16 protein-coding genes and 1 tRNA gene are annotated in these 23,236 nt (G+C 33.5%); 13 read left to right on the forward strand and 4 right to left on the reverse strand.

Translation table 11 applies throughout. The annotated features are described in order from the left end of the window. Positions 1-19: 19 nt before the first annotated feature. From HGK31_RS05405 to HGK31_RS05420, 4 genes are read left to right on the forward strand one after another with little or no spacing between them, the layout of a single operon-like run. Positions 20-3,115, forward strand: coding sequence for a SusC/RagA family TonB-linked outer membrane protein (locus tag HGK31_RS05405; RefSeq protein ID WP_191858806.1), 3,096 nt, complete (start codon positions 20-22; stop codon positions 3,113-3,115). A 10-nt stretch (positions 3,116-3,125) separates the two neighbouring features. After that, entirely contained in the window at positions 3,126-4,619 is a 1,494-nt protein-coding gene (locus HGK31_RS05410) for a SusD/RagB family nutrient-binding outer membrane lipoprotein (protein ID WP_191858807.1), read from the forward strand. A 23-nt stretch (positions 4,620-4,642) separates the two neighbouring features. Continuing rightward, on the forward strand, positions 4,643-5,491 hold the full coding sequence (locus tag HGK31_RS05415) for a hypothetical protein (RefSeq protein ID WP_191858808.1): 849 nt from the start codon (positions 4,643-4,645) through the stop codon (positions 5,489-5,491). Between the two features lie 10 nt (positions 5,492-5,501). Then, positions 5,502-6,404 (forward strand): hypothetical protein, encoded by a 903-nt coding sequence (locus HGK31_RS05420; protein ID WP_191858809.1) that lies wholly within the window; start codon positions 5,502-5,504, stop codon positions 6,402-6,404. Between the two features lie 357 nt (positions 6,405-6,761). Here HGK31_RS05420 and HGK31_RS05425 read toward each other — a convergent pair. Next, positions 6,762-6,837: transfer RNA gene (locus HGK31_RS05425), tRNA-Phe, on the reverse strand. A gap of 101 nt (positions 6,838-6,938) precedes the next feature. On the opposite strand from HGK31_RS05425, the gene HGK31_RS05430 reads away from it, so the two are divergent. The 6 genes from HGK31_RS05430 (at position 6,939) to HGK31_RS05455 (ending at position 14,717) form a co-directional block, all read left to right on the forward strand. Beyond that, positions 6,939-7,670, forward strand: coding sequence for a type III pantothenate kinase (locus HGK31_RS05430; protein WP_104735521.1), 732 nt, complete (start codon positions 6,939-6,941; stop codon positions 7,668-7,670). Continuing rightward, complete coding sequence (locus tag HGK31_RS05435) at positions 7,667-8,983, forward strand: hypothetical protein (RefSeq protein ID WP_191858810.1); 1,317 nt, start codon at positions 7,667-7,669, stop codon at positions 8,981-8,983. The genes HGK31_RS05430 and HGK31_RS05435 overlap by 4 nt, the downstream gene beginning before the upstream one ends. Positions 8,984-9,002: 19 nt before the next feature. Continuing rightward, entirely contained in the window at positions 9,003-10,388 is a 1,386-nt protein-coding gene (locus HGK31_RS05440) for a hypothetical protein (protein ID WP_191858811.1), read from the forward strand. Further along, complete coding sequence (gene lptC, locus HGK31_RS05445; protein WP_191858812.1) at positions 10,388-10,942, forward strand: LPS export ABC transporter periplasmic protein LptC; 555 nt, start codon at positions 10,388-10,390, stop codon at positions 10,940-10,942. Before HGK31_RS05440 ends, lptC begins: the two co-directional genes overlap by 1 nt. Positions 10,943-11,204: 262 nt before the next feature. Next, a complete protein-coding gene (locus HGK31_RS05450; protein WP_191858813.1) occupies positions 11,205-12,494 on the forward strand; it encodes a hemolysin family protein in 1,290 nt (429 codons plus the stop codon). 99 nt (positions 12,495-12,593) lie between these two features. Beyond that, positions 12,594-14,717, forward strand: coding sequence for a peptidylprolyl isomerase (locus HGK31_RS05455; RefSeq protein WP_191858814.1), 2,124 nt, complete (start codon positions 12,594-12,596; stop codon positions 14,715-14,717). Between the two features lie 52 nt (positions 14,718-14,769). Here the strand turns inward: HGK31_RS05455 and HGK31_RS05460 are convergent, their stop codons facing one another. Beyond that, positions 14,770-15,672 carry a GYDIA family GHMP kinase gene (locus HGK31_RS05460; protein WP_191858815.1) on the reverse strand — a complete coding sequence of 301 codons (903 nt, stop codon included), beginning with the start codon at positions 15,670-15,672 and terminating at the stop codon, positions 14,770-14,772. Then, the gene (locus HGK31_RS05465) at positions 15,659-16,984 is read right to left on the reverse strand and encodes a hydroxymethylglutaryl-CoA reductase, degradative (protein ID WP_191858816.1); all 1,326 of its coding nucleotides are present in this window, start codon (positions 16,982-16,984) and stop codon (positions 15,659-15,661) included. Before HGK31_RS05465 ends, HGK31_RS05460 begins: the two co-directional genes overlap by 14 nt. 215 nt (positions 16,985-17,199) lie before the next feature. On the opposite strand from HGK31_RS05465, the gene HGK31_RS05470 reads away from it, so the two are divergent. The 3 genes from HGK31_RS05470 (at position 17,200) to HGK31_RS05480 (ending at position 21,188) form a co-directional block, all read left to right on the forward strand. Then, the gene (locus HGK31_RS05470; RefSeq protein ID WP_104735527.1) at positions 17,200-18,717 is read left to right on the forward strand and encodes a peptide MFS transporter; all 1,518 of its coding nucleotides are present in this window, start codon (positions 17,200-17,202) and stop codon (positions 18,715-18,717) included. A gap of 26 nt (positions 18,718-18,743) precedes the next feature. Beyond that, entirely contained in the window at positions 18,744-20,525 is a 1,782-nt protein-coding gene (locus HGK31_RS05475) for a peptide MFS transporter (protein WP_104735528.1), read from the forward strand. A 117-nt stretch (positions 20,526-20,642) separates the two neighbouring features. Beyond that, positions 20,643-21,188 carry a thioredoxin family protein gene (locus HGK31_RS05480; RefSeq protein WP_191858817.1) on the forward strand — a complete coding sequence of 182 codons (546 nt, stop codon included), beginning with the start codon at positions 20,643-20,645 and terminating at the stop codon, positions 21,186-21,188. 1 nt (position 21,189) lies between these two features. On the opposite strand, the gene HGK31_RS05485 is transcribed toward HGK31_RS05480, so the two are convergent. Then, positions 21,190-23,235 (reverse strand): ComEC/Rec2 family competence protein, encoded by a 2,046-nt coding sequence (locus HGK31_RS05485; protein ID WP_191858818.1) that lies wholly within the window; start codon positions 23,233-23,235, stop codon positions 21,190-21,192. Between the last annotated feature and the right edge of the window lies 1 nt (position 23,236).

Consider the following 23,236-nt stretch of genomic DNA (forward strand, 5'->3'; position numbering starts at 1 on the left):
TAACATTAAAATAATATCAATGAATCAAGGTTACAAACTATTTTTCTTATTCGTATTTTTTTCAATTTGTTCATACGCACAAGAAAAATCAATAACAGGAACGGTTTCTGATGAATCAGGATTGCCACTTCCTGGGGTAAATATTATTGTCAAAGGAACAACTAATGGTACCCAAACAGATTTTGACGGAAATTATACTTTAACTGTCAATCAAGGAGATGTGTTACAAATTTCATATCTCGGTTATACATCATTAGAACAAACGGTAGGCACCAACAATGTAATTAATGTTTCACTTGAACCTGATGTAACAGCGATTGACGAGGTTGTGATTACAGCATTAGGAATTAAGCGAAAGCCTAAAGAGCTTGCTTACGCTACTACTGAATTGAAGAAAGAGACCTTGGTTCAAGCGGCTCCAGTTGATGTAGCTTCTGCGCTTTCAGGTAAATCTTCAGGTCTTAATATAAATACAAGTGATAATGGCGTTAATCCTACTTCTCAAGTAGTACTCCGTGGGTTTAGTTCTTTAACAGGTAATAACGGAGCACTTATAGTTGTAGATGGTGTGCCGCAATCTCAAGGAACACTTAATAATTTAAATGCAAATGACATTGAGTCTATAAACATCCTGAAAGGAGCTTCTTCAGTAACACTCTATGGTTCTAAAGGAGCAAATGGCGCTATTATAGTAACTACAAAGAGAGGTGGTAATAATGAAAAAATTAATATCAACTTTAATTCGGTAGTGACTTTTGAAGAAGTTAAGTACTTTCCTGAAACACAAACTAAATTTGGTAGTGGATCAACACAGAACTTTGAATATGATCCTATTGAAAACGAAAGTTGGGGACCACGATACGATGGATTACCTAGGCGCGTAGGGCCAATTTTGGCTGATGGAACTTATCAGGTATTACCTTATGCACCAATAAAAAATAATAAAAAAGACTTTTTTGATACAGGTATTACCTTGCAAAATGCCATTTCTTTAAGTGGTGGTGGTGAGAACTCAAGTTATTTCTTTTCAGCACAAAGAGTTGATAGAACAGGTGTAACACCAGGCGATGAATATGTTCGGGATAATTTTAGATTTAATGCTACTAGAAAATCTGGTAAATTAGAAACATCAACTTCAGTATCATTCTTCCAAGATAAAACAGACGTTGCGGGAGCCAGTCCTAATGATGGTAGTTACTATAGAATTTTATTAAATACACCAGGACATATCCCTATTTCAAATTATAGAAACTGGCGTACCGATAAATTCTCAACGCCTGATACTTATTTTAATGCTTACTTTAAAAATCCGTATCAAATAATTGATCAAAATAGAAATACAGCACGATCAAATAGATTACAAGGAATTGCTAGGTTGGATTATGAATTTAATGATTGGATAACTGCGACCTATACGTTAGGAGGTACTTGGTTCAACAGCAGCTTTAAAAATACACAAGAAGCATGGCAATATGATCCAACGCTAACTTATACAAGACCTAGTGATGAGGTAAATGCCGTCCAAGACGGGATGACTGACAACTTTAGGTTGAATTCAGATTTATTAGTCAATTTTGATAGGCAACTGACAGAAGATATTAGTGCTAGGTTAATTTTAGGAAATCATGTTGAAACGTTTAGAAGTAAACAAGTTAATGTAGGTGGAAACAACTTATTTACAAATGTTATTTATAATGTAAATGTAAGAACAGGAGAATTAACAGGAGGAGAAGGAACCACTCAGAAACGATTATATTCTTATTTCGGTGATTTGACTCTAGGGTTTAGAGACTATCTATATTTGACAGGTTCTTACAGGCAAGATATTTCTTCAACGCTACCAATAGACAATAATTCATATGGGTATTACAGTGCAGGTCTATCTTTTGTGCCTACAGATGCATTTACAAGTTTAAAAGAAGGTGCGTTAGATTACTTGAAATTTAACGTCAGTTATGCTCGAGTAGGTAATGATGCTGGAATAGGTCAAACTAATGAGAACTTTATTGTGCCAGGAGGATTTCCGTTTGGTACTACAACTGGATTAAGACCTACAACTATTGCTGTAGACCCTGAATTAAGTCCGGAGTTTTCAACATCTATTGAAGGTGGTTTTAATGTGGAGTTTTTCAAAAGAAGAATTACGTTAGGAGCTAACTATTATTTTGTAAAATCAGAAGACCAAATTAACTTTTCACAAGCATCAGCTGGTTCTGGAGCAAGATCCTATTTGACAAATATAGGTGAAATTCAAAATCAAGGATTTGAATTTGATCTTGGTTTAGTACCGTTAAAATATGAAAACTTCCAATGGGATTTAGGTGTTACAGTAACTACTAATAAATCTGAAGTTATCTCATTGGCAGATGGAGCAGATCGTTTACAAGTAGGAACTGGATTCCAAAACACAGCAACATTATTTGCGCAAGTAGGAGAAGCTTATCCAGCTATTTTTGCACCAGGTTATGTTAGAGACCCAGAAGGACGTGTTGTAATTGATGCAAACACTGGAGATCCACTAGTGACTAACGAGTTTATAAATTTAGGTTCAACTGTCCCAGATTTAATTATAGGAGCAACAACAAGAATACGCTTTAAAGATTTTACGCTTTCTGCTGTAGCTGATTATAAAACAGGTCATGTATTCTACAATACAGTTGTTGAGGCATTAGAATTTGCAGGTTTGACTGTGCATAGTGCTTCTACAAACAGACAGCCGTTTGTGTTTCCTAATTCATCTTATGAAACATCACCAGGATCTGGAGTTTATGTGGAAAATAATAACATAACCACTTCGGGAGGAAATAGAAATTTCTGGCAAACATCTTATAATAACATAAAGGAGAATTATGTAGTAGATGCTTCAGCTATCAAGATAAGAGAGATTGCATTAGACTATAATTTGCCTTCTAAATTTTTGGAAAAAACACCTATTGAAGCCTTGTCGTTTGGAATAGTTGCTAATAATTTACTTATGTGGCGTGCTAAAGAAAACAAATATACTGATCCGGAATTTTCAATAAACACAGGAGGTAATGGTGTTAGTGGTATTGGTTCAAGTGCGCAAACACCACCGACTGGGACTTACGGATTTAAAATGAATGTTAATTTTTAAAAAAATGAAAATGAAAAATATTAAAACAAACTTATTGCTCTTTTTGATGCTTGTTTCTTTAGCATCATGTAGTGATGAATTTTTAGACGTTAACGATAGTTCAACAAACCCACCGTCGTCAACACCTGAACTCACGTTGCCTGCAGCACAAAAGTATAGTGCAGATATGATGTACAATGCTAACAATGCTAATAACTCCTTCAATTTGTTAGGAGGTATTTATGCTGGAGTAATCTCGGATTCTGGAGATAGAGTTTGGTATCAAACCGAACAATCATATATCATTAACAATGATACCTATCAGTCTTTATGGAACAATACTTATACACTTGCTTTATATAGTTATGATTATGTAGAAACTTTTCCAGAAGCAGGTTATGATTATTATAAAGCTATAGCCAAAATAATGAAAGCTTACCATTTTGCTGCCTTGGTAGATATGTATGGTGATATTATTTATAGTGAAGCATTTCAAAGAGGAGAGAACACTCAACCAGCTTATGACGATGATAGAGCTATTTATGATGCTATCTATGAACAATTAAATGTAGCAATCAATATGATATCCAACGCAGGAGCTAATACAAAGTCAGTGACTACTGATGTTATTCTTGGCGGTGATATGAATGCTTGGCAAAAATTCGCAAACACGTTGAAATTGAGAATGCTTTTACGTCAGATTAATACAGGTGAAGATTTAACAGCACAATATAACGAGTTGATGAATAGTGGAATAGGTTTTATTGATAGCACAGTATCAGTAAATCCGGGTTATTTAGATGAAGCAGGAAAACAAAATCCGTTTTATGCTGTTCATGGATTTGCTCCTGGAGGGACAACTCCTGGGCCAAATGGAGGAGCAACCAGAGGTAGTGATACGTATATTGATTTCATGACAGATAACAATGATCCTCGAGTTGCAAGGCTATTTTTGCCTGTTGGAGGTGAGTATGTAGGTGTTCCTCAAAATGTTTATGATAATGCATATAATTCAAATCTGGTGTCAGATTTAGGACCTGGGATTATTAATTCCAGTTCTCAAGACGCTCAACTAATGTTACTTTCTGAAGCATTATTTCTTCAGGCTGAAGCAGCGCAAAGAAACTTAATTACAGGGAATGCAGGAGATTTGTATAAAGCAGGTATTGCAGCATCATTTGCTGAACTTGGAGTTCCAAATCCAGTTGCTGCTGCTGCTGATTATGAATCAAATAGTATTAACCCAATAATCAATTGGGAATCTGCTGATGGTATAGGGAATGAAATCGAAGCAATAATTACCCAAAAGTGGATAGCAGGAGGCTTCATTTCAGGTTTTGAAGTGTGGATGGATCGTGTTCGTACAGAATTTCCATCTTTTGTTCCTATACCAGTAGGCGCAGCTTCAGCTGTGTTTCCTTCTAATTTACTTTATCCAACTGCAGAATTAGCATCAAACTCAGCTAATGTTCCGGCTCAAGGTGCTAACGCGGCATTTGATAGACACACATTTTGGATGCAATAACCATAAAACAAATAAAAACAGATATGAAAACATTTAGATATATATTAGTATTGTTTGCAATGTCATTTGCAATAACATCTTGCGTTTTAGATGATGATGAGCAAACGTTCAATGAAGGACCCAATGTATTATTATTTCCTTCTTCACAAGTAACAGGATTTTTCTTAAATGATAATGCTGATGATTTTACTTATACTGTTCCTTTAAGTATTACTGGAGGTGACGGAAATCCACTTAATGCACCAACAAATGCAAATTTTGAATTGGATGCTTCTTCAACTGCTATAGAAGGTGTTGAATTCGATTTTGTGGACAATAGCGGCTCTGTGGTTATCCCTGCAGGCAACACATTTACTAATGTGCCTATAATTGTGCATTCAGGAGAATTGGATCCTGCAAACCCAACAACAGTTGTATTAAATATAACAGGAGGTTCGTCTTCAGCATCAAATAATATTGTTGCTTCAGGAAACCGAGGTCAAGTAACTATTGTATTACAGGCAACATGCTCTTCTGATTTAGGTGGTATATATGAATTGTCAGTTACATCAAGTTCTGGATTAACCAATTTTCACCCAGCAGAATCAATTACAGAAATTAGTGAAGGTGTTTATTTGACAAATACATCCGGTACTTGGGATGTGGGTGTTCTCAATGGAGGGGTTAGAGAAGGCTTTATTTTTACTGAAGTCTGTGGAAGTATTGTCATTGAACAGCAAAATTTAGCTGGTATCTATAGTAACCTCTTGGAAGGTACAGATGTTTTAGGAACTGTTGACCCTGCCACTGGTGATATAACTTTGGAATACACAATAGGATTTAGTGGTAATACAGTGTTTAATACATATACGGCTACTTATGTTAAACTTTAAAAAAATAATTATGAAAATAAATTTAGTAAATAAGTTGCATTACGTCTTTTTATCAGCATTACTAATTGGCTTAAGTGCCTGTGAGAATGATGATGTTGAAGATGTAGTAATTGATGGTAATCAACCAACTTTAACAGTTACGAGTTCTACTGGAAGTTTCAATTTTAATGAGGTAGAAAATGATCAGGTTATCACATTGACAGCAACACTTGATAAGCCTACTAATAAGCAAGTTCGAGTATATATTTTTCAAGAAAGTGGTACTGCTGATGGAAATGATATTTCATTGCCTGCCACAGGATATATAAATATACCGGCATATCAAACATCGGCAACAGGAACAATCACTATTCATAAAGATATAGTTATTGAAGATACAGAAACCGCTGTGATTAACATAGGTGATTCGCGTACAACTGCAGCATTTTATCAGCCATTTCAAATGAACATAGCAATTCAAAATTTTTCTAATGAAAATGCTACCATGTTACTTGAGTGGGATGATGATAATTTAGATGATCATTTATGTGATATGGATTTTGATGTTTATTTAGATACATTTGAAGCATATGCATTTACTGGTGATTGTCCAGAAAATTTATTTGAGCCGTCAAACCCAAATAATTTGTGGACAGGAGAGTTGACAGAAGGTACACATAATATCATGGTTGACTTATGGGATACTAATGGCTTTATGCCAGATCCTGCAATAGCTATTCCTTTAAGATTAACATTTGGAAAGTTAGGATCATTTGCAGCATTTTTAGACTTAAATGGATTATATACATCAGAAAGTGAAGATTCCAACAATGGTGCAGGTGGTGTAATGATGGTAGGCTCTGTTGAAGTTGTGAATGGTCTTTATACTGTTTATGATAGAAATGGAGTTTTAATTGCTCAAGAATCAAACTAACTTATAATTATGATTGGTTGAGATGAATTTAATTCATCTTGCGAGAAAAGCCATTGATTTCAATGGCTTTTTCTTTGAAATTTGATTGTAGGTTTCCTTTTAAATCAAATTTCAAGGCTTTCATATCAAAACAATCTATTCAACAGATAAGATTGATACTTTTGAGTAAGTTATTCCACTAAACTTTGATAATAAAAAAAGGAATAAAATTTGGATTAGTCTCCTATAAAAAGGCTTGAGGTAACTCTAGCCTTTTTTTTGATTAAGATATATCAAAATGAAACCAAGGTAAAGCGTTGTCACTATTATAGTTCCATTAAAACCAAAAAACTCGATTCATACGAATCGAGTTTTTTCTGGTGGTGCCTCCAGGAATCGAACCAGGGACACAAGGATTTTCAGTCCTTTGCTCTACCAACTGAGCTAAGGCACCAGTCGCATAATTGCGGATGCAAATATAAAGTTGTTTTTATTATTCACCAAAAGAAAATTTATAAAAAATGGTTTTGTAAATTTACCACCTTAATTTTGCCTATGAATTTAATTGTAGATGTTGGAAATACTTTCGTAAAGTTAGCTGTTTTCAAGGATGATAAACTATTAGTAAGTAGAAGTATAGAGGTTATTGGTTTTGAAGCAGAGTTTAAAGTTTTAAATAAAAAATTCCCCAATATTCAAAGCTGTATAATATCTTCAGTAGGAAATTTGCCTGTTGAAAATATAAAATTAGTTAGAGAAAGATTACATGTAATTTACCTTGACTCGTCAACCCCTCTTCCTTTTGAGAATTTATACAAAACACCCACAACACTTGGTGTAGATAGATTGGCTTTGGTTAGTGCATCTGCAATTCAATATCCAGATAAAAATGTGCTGATAATAGATGCTGGTACGTGTATTACTTTTGATTTTATAAACAACAAAAACCAATATTTGGGTGGAGCAATATCACCAGGTGTTCAAATGCGATACAAATCACTAAATAATTTAACTGCAAATCTTCCGTTATTAGAAATTAAAGAGCCAAAAAACTTGATAGGTAATACAACCAGTGAGGCCATTCATTCTGGTGTAATCAATGGCGTTTTACATGAAATTGATGGCGTAATTGAAGCATATAAACTAAAATATGCAGATTTAACAGTTATTTTAACAGGAGGAAATGCTAATTTTTTGTCTAAACAATTAAAAAGTAGCATATTTGCGAACTCTAATTTCCTTTTAGAGGGCTTAAACTATATTTTACAATTTAATTCAAAAGAATGATTAAAAAACTTGTATTAGTTTTCATCGTATTATTTACCATTAAAAGTTTTGCCCAAAATGGTACTTCGTCACCTTATTCATTTTACGGAATAGGTAGCCTTAAATTCAAAGGAACTGTTGAAAACAGGAGTATGGGAGGTTTAAGCATCTATACGGACAGTATCCACATTAACTTAAGAAACCCTGCTTCATATGCTGGAAAGAATTTAGCATTATACGGTAACGAGGGTAGGCCAATCAAGTTTTCTGTTGCAGGATCTCATACCAATTTAAAATTATCAAGTGATTCAGGAGAAGATAAATTATCATCTTCTACATTTGACTATATATCGCTAGCAATTCCTGTAGGAAAATTGGGAGTTGGTGTTGGATTAATACCTTATACATCAGTTGGATATAAGCTAGAGACATTAGATGACAGCAATCGATTAAATGAGCGTTTCAGTGGTGATGGTGGCTTAAATCGTACATACTTGTCGCTTGGATATCTTATTAATGACAATTTCAGTGTAGGTGTCGATTTAAGCTATAATTTTGGAAATATTCAAAATAGCACAATTGTGTTTGATTATAATGATGATGGTGATTTGATTCAATTCCAATCACGTGAAACAAACCGATCAGACTTAAGCGGCTTGAGTTTAAATATAGGATTAACTTACAGGGCTAAAATATCTGATAAGTTAGAACTCAAATCAGGATTTACATTCACTCCCGAAACTAATTTAAAATCAGTTAATGAGCGCGATTTTAGTACAATAGTTATTAATGCATCTACAAACAGGGAGATTGTTGTAAACACAATTGAAGCTGATTTAAGATCTCAAGGATTAGACGAAACAAATTTTTTATTGCCTTCCAAATTTTCGTTAGGAGCGGGAGTTGGTCAACCAAGAATTTGGTTTGTAGGTGCTGAATATACGTTTCAAAACACATCAAAATTTGTGAATGAATTACACGGATCAAACGGAACGGAATATTCCAATGGGTCAACATTTGCACTTGGTGGGTTTTTTATACCTAAATATAATTCCTTCTCAAGTTACTTTAGTAGAATGGTTTACAGGGCTGGAATACGTTTTGAAGACACGGGTCTAAATATTAATAATACTAATATAAATGAGTTTGGCATATCTTTTGGAGTAGGATTACCTATAGGTAGTGCTAGAGACTTTTTCTCCAATGCCAACCTAGGTTTTGAAATTGGTAAACGTGGAACAACCAGAAATAATTTAATACAAGAAAACTTTATTAATTTTAATTTGAGTTTGTCTTTAAATGATAGATGGTTCCAAAAAAGAAGATATGAATAAACACAATAAATTTGATATTATGAAAACGAGAATTACATTATTAACTCTAATGCTATTGTTTTTAGGTTTTAATGGTATGCAAGCACAACAGGATGAAGAATGTATGACTAATCTGTCGATATTTTCTGAATATGCTAAAGCAAAAAATTACGATGCTGCATTTGAGCCTTGGATGAAAGTTAGAAATAAGTGCCCAAAATTAAATTTAAACATATACTCTGCAGGTGAAGATATTTTAGAACACAAGATTGACAAATCCAACGGAGCTGAAAAGGTTGCTTTTATCAATGACTTAAAGAAGCTTTGGGATGAGCGTGCAATGCATTATGCGAGTAAAACAAAAAAAGGTGAATATGGTGCCAAGTCTTGTCAGTTAATGTATGATAACCGTGAGTTGTTAAAGATGACGGATGAAGAATTGTATAACTGTTTTGATGCTGCTTACAAAGCAGATCCAGACTCCTTTACTAATCCAAAATCATTATACACATATTTCTCTTTGATGGTTGACTTATATGATGCTGGTAAGAAATCTGCAGCAGAATTATTTGACAAATATGATGATATCACTGAAAAGGTAGAAACTGAAGTAGGTAATTATTCTGAAGATTTAAATAAATTGGTTGCAAAGGAAGATGCTGGAACAGCCCTTACAAGTAAGGAAGGTAGATATAAAAGATTTTACGAAAGTTATTTGAATGCTTTTGATCAAATATCTAGTGGAATTGATAAGAAGTTGGGTGATCGTGCTAATTGCGAAAACTTAATCCCTCTTTATACTAAAGACTTTGAAAAGAATAAAGACAATGCATTATGGTTGCAACGTGCAGCTGGTAAAATGTCGGAAAAAGAATGTACTGATGACCCTTTGTTCTTTAAATTGGTAAATGCATACCATGCTTTGAGTCCTTCAGCTAATTCTGCTTATTATTTAGGTATTTTAAAGGATAAAGAAGGTAAGTCTAGTGAAGCTGTTAAGTTCTATGAGCAAGCTATTAGTTTAGAAACTGATAATTTTAAGAAAGCCAAGCTTAACGAAAAAATAGGTGACAAATTAAGAAAAAGAGGTAGCTTTGGTAGTGCAAGAAATTATTATTCTAAAGCATTGCAGTTAAATCCATCTAATGGTCGTCCGCACTTAAAAATAGCAGATATGTATAATCGTAGTGCTAATGATTGTGGTGACACAAACTTTAACAAGCGTGCGGTGTTTTGGTTAGCTGCTGATGAAGCTGAAAAAGCTGGTCGTGTTGACCCAACATTAAAAAGTTCTGCAGCACAATCTGCAGCAAGTTATAGAGCAAAAGCTCCAACTAAGAGTGAAATTTTTAGTGAGGATAAAGCAGGTAAATCTATAAGCATAGGTTGTTGGATTGGTAAAACCATTACAGTTCCTAAAATCTAATGACTACAGCAAAATATCAAATATTTTCTAGCATAGTCATGGTAACAGCCATGACTATGTTTTTTTCATGTAAAAGTAATTTAGATGAAGTTAATAAAATTGGTATTTCTGAAAATGAACCTATTGGTGTCGCTGAAAATATTGACTTAAAATACACAGATTCAGGTCGTGTTACAGCTAACCTGTTAAGCCCTAAAATGTTGGATTTTTCCAATAGAGCTTTTGCTTATAATGAATTTCCAAATGGAGCCCATTTAGACCTTTTTGGTGAGAATAACGAAAAAAGTACTGTAATAGCTGATTATGCTATTGTGTATGACAAAACAGGGATTATTGATATGCAAGGAAACGTTATATTGGCATCAGCTGAACAAGATACCTTATTTGCAGAGCAATTGTATTATGACCAAAACCGCGAATGGTTATTTACAAATAAACCAGTAACCTTTAGAAGAGGTCAGGACATTATTAATGGTAAGGGTTTTGATTCAGATGCAGAGTTTAATCAGGCCGAGGTTTTAGAGATTGATGGCATCATAACCCTTGATGAATAACGAACCCAAATTACCATTAACATCTTTTTTTAAGTATCTTTACATCAAATTAGTTAAAACTCATTTAATGAAAATATTTAAGTTTTTTCAATATGCTTATTTAGTATTTGCTGCACTGTTCATTTATGTAGCAATTGAGAAGTATATGAAATCGGAAACTGTAGACTATATTTCTATTTTACTAGCTGCTACAGCAGTGTTTATGTTTTTCTTTCGACGAAAATTCAACAAACGTTTCGAAAATAAAAAGTAACTTTAGCTTATGCCAGCAGAAGTTATCATTATAATTTCGTCACTTATACTTTCAGCTTTTTTTTCTGGAATGGAGATTGCCTATGTGTCTTCAAATAAAATTCATATAGAAATCGAAAAAAAGCAAGACGGTCTTTTAGCAAAAATACTATCAAAACTTACTGAAAGTCCTTCAAAGTTTATTGCCACCATGCTTATTGGAAACAATATTGCTTTAGTAGTTTATGGCTTTTTTATGGGTGACCTGTTGGTAGATTGGTTTCAATCTATGCTGCCTTCAAGTATTGCTATTGTAAATACACTGTTGGTAGAGTTGAGTTTGCTTACTCAAACGATTATTTCGACACTTATTATACTTATTACTGCCGAGTTTTTACCAAAAGTATTTTTTCAAATTTATGCCAATTCATTACTCAAAATATTGGCAGTTCCGGCGTATATTTTTTATGTGATATTTACCTGGATTTCAGATTTTGTTATTTGGATTTCAGATTTTGTACTCAAGAAATTTTTTAAAACAGAAGGAGACCAGGTTCAGTTAGCCTTTACAAAAGTAGAATTAGGAAACTATATTAGTGAGCAAATGGAAAGTGTTGAGGCGCATGATGATTTAGATTCTGAAATTCAGATTTTTCAAAACGCACTCGAGTTTTCTGAAGTGAAGGCAAGAGAAGTTATGGTGCCTAGAACCGAAATAATAGCGGTTGATGTGAGCGAGTCTGTAAAAGCTATCAATGCTTTATTTACAGAAACAGGTATTTCAAAGATTATTGTTTATAAGGATAACATTGATGATATTTTAGGGTATGTTCATTCTTTTGAACTTTTTAAGAAACCAAAAGCCATTAAATCTGTTATCATGCCAGTTGAGTTTGTGCCAGAAACCATGTTGGTAAAAGATATTTTGAACGCATTGATTAAAAAACGAAAAAGTATTGCGGTTGTGTTGGATGAATATGGCGGAACATCAGGAATTATGACAGTTGAAGATATTGTAGAAGAATTATTTGGCGAAATTGAAGATGAGCACGATACAGTTGTTTTAAAAGAAGAAAAAATTGATCATAAGAATTTTGTCTTTTCTGCTAGGTTAGAAGTTGATTATCTCAATGAAACCTATAAATTGGAACTACCCGAAAGTGAAAATTTCGAAACCTTGGGTGGTTTAATAGTTGACCGAACAGAAGGTATTCCGCAACAAAACGAAGTAGTGGTTATAGATGATTTTCAATTCACGGTTTTAGAAGTATCAAATACTAAAATTGACCTGGTAAAACTGAAAATTCTACAAGAAGACTAATTTACTGTACATTATATCAATTAAAGCGATATTCTACTTTTATTATTAAATAGAAAATGGTATTTTCGCGCACTATATCGTAAAAAATTTAAATGACAGATGGCAGTTTTAAATAAAATTAGAAAACAATCAATTGTACTAATAGCTGTAATTGCGTTAGCCTTATTCGCTTTTATAATTGGAGATTTGTTTAGAAATAGTGATGCACTATCGGCTAAATCCCAAAATGTAGTCGCAACTATAAACGGTAAGGATATTACCCGTGAAGATTTTCTTCAAAAAGTTGAAGCAGCACAAAGACAGTTAGGGCCAAATGGCACAGCGACTCAAGCCATGAATCGTGTTTGGGATCAGGAAGTAAGAAATGCTGTAATGGAAAGTCAATATGAAGCTTTGGGAATTACAGTTGAAAAAGATCAAATGCGCGATTTATTAAAAAGTGCATTAGCCAATAATCCAGACTTTCAAAATGAAGCAGGAATTTTTGATGAAAATAAACTGTCAGAATATATTCAAAATTTAAAATCTAGTTCAGAAGTTGCTTACCAACAATGGGTGGATTATGAAAAAGCACTTGCCAACAATGCGCTTCAGCAAAATTATATGAACATGGTAAAGGCAGGCATGATTGGTACCCTAGCTGAAGGTAAGATGGCTTATCATTTAGAAGGAGATAAAGTAGATTTAAAGTTTATTCAAATCCCGTATTCTTCAATTCCTGATAGTACTATTACAGTTTCAAAAGCAGAAATTACCAATTACATAAAAGAACACGAAGAACAATACAAGGTTGACGCTTCTAGAGATATTCAATTTGTTGAATTTAAAGAAGTGGCATCGGTTGAAGATGAAGAAGAAATAAAAAAAGAGTTGATTTCTTTTAAAGACGGTAAAGTAGAGTATAATAATGGTAGAACAGATACAATTAAGCCGTTTTCGCAAGTAAAAGACCATGCAAACTATATCAATTTTGTTGCAAGTTCAGATATTAAATTTGATAATCGTTTTTTGAAGAAATCTCAATTGCCAACCGCATTTGCTGATAGTATTTATAATTTGAATGTTGGTGAGGTTTTTGGTCCTTATAAGGATAACGGACATTTTAAATTAAGTAAAGTTATTGCTGATACTCAAATGCCAGACTCCGTTAAAGCGCGTCATATTTTAATTCCATTTATTGGTTCACGTTCTGCAACGGACTCCACGACCCAAACTGAAGCACAAGCAAAAACGACAGCTGATAGTTTAATGCGTATTGTAAAAGCGGATACTACAAAATTCAAATCTTTATTAGATTTTTCTGCTGATAAAGTAAGTAATGAAAAGGATGGTGTTCTAGATTGGTACACATACAATGCTATGGTTCCAGAATTCAGGGATTACACCTTTGAAAATGAAACAGGCGATATAGGTGTTGTTAAATCGGCATTTGGATTCCATGTAATTGAAATATTGGGACAAAAGAATAAGCAACGAGCTGTTAAAGTTGCTACTATTGCTAGAAAAATTGAGCCATCTGAAGCGACTGTCAATAAAGTGTTTAGAGATGCATCTAATTTTGAAATTGCTCTTGAAAAAGGAGATTTCCAGACTTTAGCTGAAGAAAATGATTATGTTGTTCGTCCTGTAAATACTATAAAAGAATTGGAAGAAAACATACCTGGATTGGGCAGTCAACGTCAAATAGTAAGATGGGCTTTTGAGGAAGAAACAGAAGTAGGTGATTATAAGCGTTTCAATGTGCCTGGTGGTTATGCTATTGTGCAATTAGTAGCAAAGAACAAAGAAGGTTTAATGGGAACCGAAGAAGCATCGGTAACCGCATTACCAAAAATAAGAAAAGAAAAAAAGGCAGCGCAAATTAAATCTAGAATCACAGCAACAACTGTTGAGGATTTAGGTAAAGCTGAAAACATTACACCAAGAACATCTTTAGCATTAACTATGAAGAACCCAACGATTTCAGGTGCTGGAAGAGAACCATTAGTAATAGGTACAGCTTTCGGTATGGAACAAGGTGAAACATCTGGATTAATTGAAGGTGAAACAGGTGTTTTTATGATTCATGTTGTAAAGAAAGAATTGGCTCCTGAAATGGATAACTATCAAGGATTTGCCAATCAAGTGCAAACGGCTAAAGTTAATGGCGTTACAACTAAATTGTACAATGCATTAAAAGAAGCTGCAGAGATTGAAGATAATAGAGCTAAAACGGTTCAATAATCGTTTTGAAATATAATTAAAAAGCCTTTCTAAAAAGAAAGGCTTTTTCGTTTTAGAGTATTAAATCATTATAGGAAATAACTGTTTCAAACCCTTTGGCTTTAAAATAGGCTGAAGGATTTTCGGTAGCTGTTGCTAAAATAAAGTCGCCTCCCCAAGCGCCTAAACTTTTTGCCGAACCTTGAAAATCTGAAAATAGACGTTCTTTAATCGGTTTTTGGTTTAGAATAGAACTCAATATTTGCTCATGTGTATTAATTAGGTTCTCGAAATCAGAAAGTGTTTTACAGGTAATTATGTTTTCCGTTACGGTATTTATGGTTTCAATGTCTTTGGTTAAGTCAGTTGTGTTTTGTCTGTAAGACTCAATCGCATCGCGACTGTTTTGCTTTTTGTTTAAATACACAAAATACAAGCAGTCTTTAAAACTTGGATTAAAATTAACCGTTTGAATATCTCGTACTGCTTCAATTAATCTATATGTTATTGCTGTGTTATGTTGCGCGCAAGCAATATCGTAACCACTACCACCAAAGGTTTTTTTAAGTAATTCGTATGGATCAACTTGAGCCCATTGGGCTATATTGTTTATTAGGGTTGATGAGGTGCCTAATCCCCAATCTTTAGGGAAAGTCAATTTTGTTTTAACGGAACAACCTGTTTCTAAAAAATCAGGATTTAATTGTAGGGCTGCTTTTAAAATTTGAAGGAGTCTTTTAGTTAAATCATCAGAAGAATCTTTAGAATCTAAATCATTTAGTTCTAAAATTGTCTTAAACCAAACTTCACCATTCTGGTCATAGCTTTTCCAGTTAATGAAATTGGAATCATTAGTTTCAACATTTAAGTATTGACCATATTTTGTAGGAAGCGCGAGTCCTAAAGCACCATCTAAAACCAGATATTCTCCTGTGAGTAATAATTTACCGTTACTGTAGTATTCAGAATTCTCCACTGCGCATTTTATTTATAGCTTCAACTACAGCACTATGAGTAACAACATGTGTTTTAAAATGTTCGATGAGTTTGTTTTTTTCCGCATCAGTAGCTTCAAATTGATTTAAAATATTCATAAGGTGCATTTTCATATGACCTTCTTGAATCCCTGTGGTTGTAAGTGAGCGTAGGGCTGCGAAATTTTGTGCCAACCCAGCAACAGCTACAATTTCCATGAGTTCACTTGCTGATGGATGATGGAGTAGTTCAAGAGATAGCTTAACTAATGGATGTAATCCTGTCAATCCGCCTACAGTTCCTAATGCTAAAGGTAGTTCTATCCAAAAATAAAAAATACTATTTTCAATTTTAGCATGTGTTAAACTACTGTAATTTCCATTTCTAGAAGCGTAAGCATGTACACCAGCTTCAACAGCTCTAAAATCATTTCCTGTAGCTAGCACAACAGCATCAACACCATTCATGATACCTTTGTTATGTGTTACAGCTCTATAAGGTTCTATTTCTGCTATTTTTACAGCTTGTACAAACTTTTTTGCGAAGGCTTCAGGATCAATGTCATCTGAATCACTTAATTTGTCAATAGGGCAAGAAACCTCTGCACGCACTAGACAATTAGGGACATAATTAGATAGAATGCTCATGATGATTTCTATCGCTTTTTCTTCATTTGAAAATTCTTCAAAATTTAAAGCTTCGCTTTTAAGGGTTTTGGCAAACTGTTCCAAACAACTATTTATAAAATTGGCTCCCATGGCATCCTTTGTTTCAAAGGTGGCGTGCAATTGATAGTAGTTCGGCAAAGCGCTGGTCTTGTCCTTTAGTTCAATATCTAAAATGCCACCACCACGTTTTTCCATATTTTTTGTTATGGGTTTGGCATCTTCAATAAGTTTGGGTTTGACCTCGTTAAAAAATCGCTGTAGTTTCTCAATATTACCAGAGAAAATAAAGTGTACATGACCTACTTTAGTAGTAGAAATAACCGTGGCTTTAAATCCACCTCTATCTAACCAGAATTTGGCAGCTTTACTCGCTGCTGCCACAACAGAACTCTCCTCAATAGCCATTGGGATAGTATGTAATTTATCATTAATCAGAAAATTAGGTGCTACCCCTAAAGGTAAATAGTAATTTGTTATAGTGTTTTCAATAAATTCGTCATGTAATTGTTGTAATTTTTCGTTGGAATTCCAATATTGCTTTAGAATATTTTTGGCATCTTCTTTATTTGAAAAGTACGTATTAACAATCCAATCTATCTTGTTGGATTTTGATAATTTTGAAAAGCCAGTAATTTGTTTGCTCATCTACCTAAAATTGAAAATGTAAAGATAGTATTATTGGATGATTTGCGTTTCAATTGCCCATTTAACTGTTAATAAATACGGTTTTTTGCTTTATTTTTAGTAAACTTGGCATTATTTTAAAATTACTTTTTCAACATGAAACATGTCTTCGTTTTAAATTTTAAAGTTAAGCATACTCCACAACCTAATAAAAGAAACTAACTAATATATACTATATGGCAGATCAATTAGACCATTTTAAAGAAGAGCCAGAATTATTTGGACATCCAAAAGGATTATTCTATTTGTTTTTTGCAGAACTGTGGGAGCGATTTAGTTTCTATGGCATGCGCGCCTTACTAACACTCTATATGATAGATGTTGTTTTTGAAGCGTTATCAACTAGAGATTATGCAGCAGCAGCAGTATATGCATCATATGGGTCATTGGTTTATGCCTCAACAGTTGTTGGAGGTAAAATTTCAGATAGTATTTTGGGAATGCGCCATTCAATATTTTTGGGTGGTATTCTAATGGCAATAGGTCATTTTGTTTTGGCTGTTGAAAATGATATGGCATTCTTTTTAGCTTTAGCCTTTATTGTTGTTGGAAATGGTTTTTTTAAACCAAATATATCCACATTTGTTGGGTCGTTGTATAAAGATGGTGATGCTAGAAAAGATTCAGGATTTACCATTTTTTATATGGGAATAAACATTGGTGCTTTTGCTTCACCATTACTTTGTGGTTGGTTAGGACGTGAGTACGGTTGGCATTATGGCTTTGCACTTGCCGGATTTGGTATGTTATTGGGATTAGCATTCTTTTGGAGTGGAATCAAGAAAAATGTTTTTGGAAATCAAGGTATGCCTAGTGATGAAAAAGCTTATAATAAACCAGTTCTAGGAATTAAGAACAGTAAATTGGTGACTATTTTATCTTTACTTTCTGTTCCATTAATCGCTTTCCTGCTATCATCTTATCAGCCAGTTTTTGGCGATCAGAATATTGTGAATATTATTTTTAAAGGAATAGGATTTGCGGTATTAGCTTACCTAATTTACATATTGGCTAATGTTTCACCAGAGGAAAGGAAGAAGTTGATTGTAGCTATATTTATAACCATTTTTATGACTATTTTTTGGGGTTTTCACGAACTTTCAGGAAGTGTAATTACTTTATTTGCTGATAGAAATGTAAACTTATCGGTCATTGATGCTGCTCAAACAAATTCAATTAATGCCATGTATATCATTATCTTGGCTATTCCTGTTTCTCTGTTATGGCAGTTTTTATCAAAGAAAAAAATCAATCCAAGAACGCCCTTTAAGTTTGCTATGGGATTAGCCTTTGCTGCCATTAGTTTTTATGTGTTGGCCATTAGTGGTGAAAGTGCAGATGCCAATGGAAAAGTGCCTTTTGCTTATTTAATGATTATGTACTTTATTTTATCAGTTGGCGAACTATTTATGTCTCCTGTTGGGCTATCTAAAATAACTGATTTGTCACCTAAAAGAATTGTCGCATTTATGATGGGTGTTTGGTTTTTATCATCAGCATTTGCATTTCAAATAGTAGGATTCATTGGTAAGGAATTATCAATTGAAAGTACAGATAAAAATGTTGGTGGTTTTGACTCATTAGGAGTTTATACTGACGGGTTCCATATGATTGCTATGTATGCTGGTGGAGCCGCAATAATAACCTTAATTTTAGCACCATTTTTAAAGCGATTAATGGGTAACGTTCACTAAATGTAAATTAACTAAACTAACTATATATGAATACGGATATTGAAAATCTATTTAAGGACAAAGTCATTGGACATCCAGCTGGACTGTTTGTGCTATTTTTTACTGAAATGTGGGAGCGTTTTTCGTTCTATGGGATGCGTATTTTGTTGGTACTGTTTTTAACAGCTCCAATTTTAAGCGATAACCCAGGGTGGGAATGGCCACGAGAGCACGCTTTAGCATTAATTGGAACGTATGCGTCTTTACTATACTTAACACCAATTATTGGTGGTTGGATAGCCGATAAGATTACAGGATACCGAATAGCTGTTGTAATTGGATGTGTCATTATGACTTTAGGTCATGCTGCAATGGCTCTTGAAACAACAATGTCTTTTTATCTTGGATTAGCCTTATTGGTGATTGGTACAGGTTTTTTTAAACCAAATATTACGTCTATTATTTCAACCATGTATAAGGGTAAAGAGTCCAAAAAAGATGGTGCTTATACCATTTTTTACATGGGTGTAAATGCTGGTGCCTTTTTCGGGATGATGCTTTGCGGTTATTTAGCAGAAAACTTTGGATGGTCATGGGGCTTTGGATTAGCTGGTATTTTTATGTTATTAGGGATGCTTCAATTCTGGTTAGCTGGAAGTTTGTTTGGAAGTATAGGAGCAAAACCGTCTAAAATACATGAAGTTGAATTGCCTCAAAACATTAATGAAGAAGCACCCAAAGAACATGATGCTGAATCTGATGAGAAGCTCAATCCGTTTACTATGTTTGATAAAGTGCTAATGGTGCTTTCGGCAATTGGTGGATTGTTGTATTTGTTTAATGACCCAATGGAGAAGATAGGTGATATCAACATGTTGCCATTTGAAATTGGAGGGTTATCTGGATCTAACGTTGTCGTTTTAACTGCCTTGGCCTTATTCTTAATTTTGCTGATTACACGTATTTCTAGATACATTCCATTGGTAAGAGATCGTATTATTGCCGTATCTATATTTGGTGTGTTTACGGTTTTCTTTTTTGCATTCTTCGAACAATCTCTGGGATCCATGACGTTATTCGCTCGTGATTATACCGATAGAATGTTAGTGGGTAACTCTGCAATGGTTTTTAAAGTAGTAGATGCATTATTAACAACAGTTCCGTTGATTATTATCACCTGGGTTTTAATTTTATTAGCCAAAAAAACATTTTCTAGAATTGGTTTGTCTAACATTATTTTAGCCATTGCATTCATTGGATTATGGTTTTTAGTATTGTATAGATTAAATGATAAGTTTTCACAAGAAGGTAACGAGGTTGAAGCAACATGGTTTGGTATTCTAAATTCCTTCTTCATTATTACACTTGCACCTTTGTTTTCACGCTGGTGGGAGAGTAAATACAATCCGAGTGCTGCTATGAAATATGGCATAGGCCTTATATTACTTGGATTAGGTTTTGCATTTTTATCGTATGGAGCTGGTGAGATACCATCAGGAGCAAAAACGGCTTCAGTAAGTATGATTTTCTTAATTATGGCTTATTTATTTCATACTATGGGTGAATTATGCATTTCTCCAGTAGGTTTATCATACTTAAGTAAATTAGTTCCAGCTAGAATGATAGGTTTTATGTTTGGAATATGGTATTTAGCCATTGCTGTTGGACAAAAGGCTGCAGGAACCATGGGTGGAATGATAGATAAAATATCAGAAGAATACTCAATGAGTACCTTCTTTTTGATATTCACCTTAATACCAATTGGTGTTGGTTTTGTGTCAATATTGCTAAATCCATTATTAAAACGTTTAATGCACGGTGTTCGTTAATCGAAGAAATCGTTAAAATATCTACAAAACACGTCTTACTTGGCGTGTTTTTTTTACTTTAGGAACAGTTTTTGAAATGATTTAAGTTCAAAAACGACTTTATAAAAAACATTAGAAATGAAAAGAATACTATTTATAGCATCTGTGTTGTTTTTTACAATACAAGTAAATGCACAAGAAATTAATTGGGTGACACTTGAAGAAGCTGTAGAGCTTCAGAAAAAGAAGCCAAAAAAAATAATGATGGATGTTTACACCAATTGGTGTGGCCCTTGTAAAATGTTAGACAGAAATACGTTTCACAACAAAGATGTAGTAGATTATGTCAACAAAAATTACTATGCCGTAAAATTTAATGCTGAAGGGAATGAAACCGTAAATTTTAGTGGTAAAACGTTTGATAATCCACAATACGACCCTGCCAAAGCGAATAGACGTAATAGTGTGCATGAACTAGCGCGCCATTTTAGTATTAGGTCTTATCCTACAATTGTATTTTTGGGAGAAACTGGTGAGTTTTTAACACCAGTTATTGGTTACAAAACACCGAGACAATTAGAATTGTATTTAAAGTTATTTAAGAATGATGATCACAAAGACTTTAAATCTCAAGAAGATTTTACAACTTACTACAACGCTTTTAAACCTGAATTTTCAGAATAAATTATTTTAAATTTAAAATATAAGCTCCCTTTTCACGAGTTGCGTGGAAAGGGAGTTTTCGTTTGAAAGCAGTTTCTTTCCATCTTTGTACATAACTTTTGTAATTACTGCCATCAGCTATTATCATACGTGGCTGTAATGAGTCTATAACCCTATTCAGATTGACTTTAGGAGAATTTCGTAATAGAACATAATGAGGTTTAAAACGATTCAGATTATAAACACCTAAACTGTCAATGATTAAAAGTTTGTTGCTTTTAAACTGATAAATATCCTTTAAGCTATCTTCTTCAGTTGAATTAATAAATTCGCCAATTCTGTAACTTGCTATTATCTTATCATTAGATTTAGTTAGACTATCTAAATCATGAAATACTTGTAAATCCTTCCCGTTCTTAAACCCAATAATACTGTGTTTGGTTTTGTTGAAAATCACTAATTCATCTTTTGTTTCTACCTGCCATTTGTTATAAAATAGTAGTGATTGAAGTATCAGTATGGAACATAAAACTGAAACGATACCTATATTAGAATGTCTTTTAAAGTAGTTTAAGGATGTCATGATTACAAGATAAATTCCAATAGCCAAATACCAGTTCATGGAAATATCAGTGAAAAGAAATGACTCTTGTTTAGCAATCCATTTAAATAGTAAGTTCATCCAATGGATAATTAATTCATAAAAATCAAAAAGGAAAAATTTTGGTACCTGAAACACAGCTAGAATTATAATGATAAAACCATAACCTAAAATGATTCCTAGAAATGGAATGATTACTACATTGGCAATAAAAAATAACCCAGGAAACTGATGAAAATAATATAAACATAACGGAAAAATACCGACTTGAGCAGCAATAGAAACGGTTATCAATTCCCAAATTTTATCAATTAACCAAACATTACTCCTCATTAGAGCATATAGCATGGGTTGCACACTTACAATACCAATAACTGCTAAATAACTCAACTGAAAACCAACTTCAAAAAGTAAAAAGGGGTTCCAAAGTAAAAGTAAAAATGCTGATATGGCTAATGTATTGTATATGTTATGAGGACGTTTGAGGTTCATGCCTACAGCAAGTGCACTGAACATGGTAGCCGCTCTTAAAATTGAAGGTGATAATCCTGCGATGGTAGCAAAACTCCATAATAGTATAAGAATAATAACTGTTTTTGTAATCAGACCATATTTAAACCTTTTTAAAAATCCCAATATGAAATTTAACATGAGTAATATGATGCCAATATGTAATCCAGAAATGGCTAGTATATGAACAGCACCAGAGTTGATGTAATCATCATATAAATCTTTTTTAATATCTAACCTGTAGCCAAGCAGTAAAGCTTTTATTACAGACATTTCATCAGGCTTAAAATTGTAAGATTCCAATTGTTGTATTACTTTCTGCCTGATTTTATGGGCATAACCTTTTAGGCTATGAGTATCATTTTTTGCTAAAAATAATGATTGATAATCTGAATAAACCTGCGCGTAAACATTGTGGTTTTCTAAATAGGTTTTGTAGTTAAACTGATGAGGATTTAATGGTGATTTCAAAGGTTGAAAATGTGTGAATACAATTAATTTATCATCAACCTGAAACATTTCATTTAGGGAGTCTTTTGTAATATTAAGTTGTACTTTGCCACGTACACGTTTAGAATCAACTTGAATGACTTCAGCAAAATAACGGTCGTGAAATGAACTTGGTTTTAGAACTTCTCTAATACTTAATACGATTTTTGAATCTGTACGCTCTTGAAAAACGCTAGTATGTGTATAATGGTTTTTGAAGTTTCTTTCATTATGCAATGTCAAAACCAGAATACCAATAGAAAGGGTAGTTAGAATAGCAAATAGCCCAAACCAAATGTTTTTTGTAAATCGTCTTTTAGATGTTAAATAAATAATGAATGTAGTAAATAGTAACAAGCAAGAAATACACAAGGCAATTATGACAGAAACAGTAATGTAATGGCCTATGATTATACCATTAACCAAACATAGTACAAGTTTAACAATCGGGAAATCAAGTAACTTCATA

The organism is Hanstruepera ponticola, assembly GCF_012931685.1.
GTDB classification, from domain to species: domain Bacteria; phylum Bacteroidota; class Bacteroidia; order Flavobacteriales; family Flavobacteriaceae; genus Hanstruepera; species Hanstruepera ponticola.